The sequence below is a fragment of the Escherichia sp. AM3 genome (assembly GCF_032029835.1).
Lineage (GTDB): Bacteria > Pseudomonadota > Gammaproteobacteria > Enterobacterales > Enterobacteriaceae > Escherichia > Escherichia coli.
On record NZ_JAVUPQ010000282.1, the window covers coordinates 1 to 1,515 of the forward strand.

A 1,515-nucleotide genomic window follows, 5' to 3' on the forward strand; every position below is an offset into this window, starting at 1 on the left:
TGAAAACCCGCATTAGTCAGCATCCTGGCCATGACAACTGATGCAGGAAGACAGGATGCCTCCACTTTATGGCCGGGAGTAGCATCCAGAATACTTTGCAACATGGAGCGCCCAAATCCTTTTTGTCTTTGACTCCTGGTAACACCAAACATCCTGATTTCCAGATGTGAAGCAAGTCCATTTGCACCATTTTTGCCCGTCAGTAGGGCAAAACCTATCGCTGCGCCATTATGTTGAGCATCAAAGACAAACAAGAAATCGGCGCAATTCTCTCCCCGTTCCCGCCTGGCAATGGCTTCTGAGATCTGACTTTCGAACTGAGACAGTCCGTCATCATCATCAAAGTTAAAATACCCATCCCGCATACCGTCGCGAATCACCGCTATGATAAAGGGAACATCCTGTTTGGTTCCAAAGCGCATTTCAGGGGCAGATAACACCGTCATCAGTTTGTCTCTCGTAACCGTTATTATTCCATCAATTTGATTACATGGAGGTAAAGAGGTCAATAGAAATGAACGGGGTATTTCGCTGATGACCATTTGATCGGTGTTAGTGGTTTCAGTAGCAGAGCCAGGAGGTATATAAGGCCAGCAAAAATGCCAGCCTTTTTCATTTAAACCGGTTTTCTTATGATTCTCTTGATCGGCATTCCTGCCTTATCAAAATATCGGGTTGGCCATATTTCTTGAGGTTCTTCACCAATTGCATTAGCGATGATGATCTCGCCTCTAGGCCAGTCACGTGTCAGTGCATTTGCCAGAGTGCTGCTTGAAAGACCGTTAGCCCTACTCAGTGAGGCAAGTGACAAACCTTTCTTATGTAGCGCAGCTATGATGTCTGCCTTATGCCAGTCCTGTTTTTCCATCTCCATTTCCTTTGGTGGTGAATCGGAACATGGTTTGCAGTACCAGCTAATGACGACTGGCGAGCCGTAAGGCTCCCACGCCCCGACCCACCATTGACAAAAAACAGGCGAGCGAGTGCGAACCGTTCAAGTACATGAACGGCGTGTCATTAGTCGGGGCTGCAAATCCCCACTCTTACGATTTAGTAAGGGCTACAACAGTTTACAGCATTTAAAGGGTGTATCAGAAGTGTTAATGCCGTAAGTTTGCGAGTCGGTTTGAAATTCAGATAATAACTATGCTTAATGGCCTGTTCAGGAAAGCACTTCGATGCTGTTCATATAGCCAAAGCCGAATATCCGCTTTCTGCCGATCCCGAAAGCGTATGCCTGTTCAAGTGCGCCGACATCTTCAATCACGCATTCAGCATCGTACTGGCTCATCGGTACAATGATCTTGTGGGATGTACGGCCAACGCTCCCGGGCTTAATAATATGGAACTTGGTGCTTCGAACGATACGTAACCGTCCACAGATCACTCCGGCCCGTTCCAGGTGATAGTGGATATAATCCGGGAGTTCATGGGCAGGTGGGCTTTGTTGAATAAATCGAACTTTTGCTGAGTTGAAGGATCAGATCACGCATCTTCCCGACAACGCAGACCGTT

3 protein-coding genes are annotated in these 1,515 nt (G+C 47.1%); all 3 read right to left on the reverse strand.

What is annotated here, in order from left to right; all coding sequences use genetic code 11:
• Positions 1-446, reverse strand: a 446-nt coding sequence (locus tag RTW80_RS25110) for a GNAT family protein (protein WP_312720768.1), incomplete at its 3' end; no start/stop codon positions are given.
• 170 nt (positions 447-616) lie between these two features.
• On the reverse strand, positions 617-874 hold the full coding sequence (locus tag RTW80_RS25115) for a helix-turn-helix domain-containing protein (protein WP_001333498.1): 258 nt from the start codon (positions 872-874) through the stop codon (positions 617-619).
• Between the two features lie 288 nt (positions 875-1,162).
• Positions 1,163-1,291 carry a hypothetical protein gene (locus tag RTW80_RS25120; protein ID WP_001334698.1) on the reverse strand — a complete coding sequence of 43 codons (129 nt, stop codon included), beginning with the start codon at positions 1,289-1,291 and terminating at the stop codon, positions 1,163-1,165.
• Between the last annotated feature and the right edge of the window lie 224 nt (positions 1,292-1,515).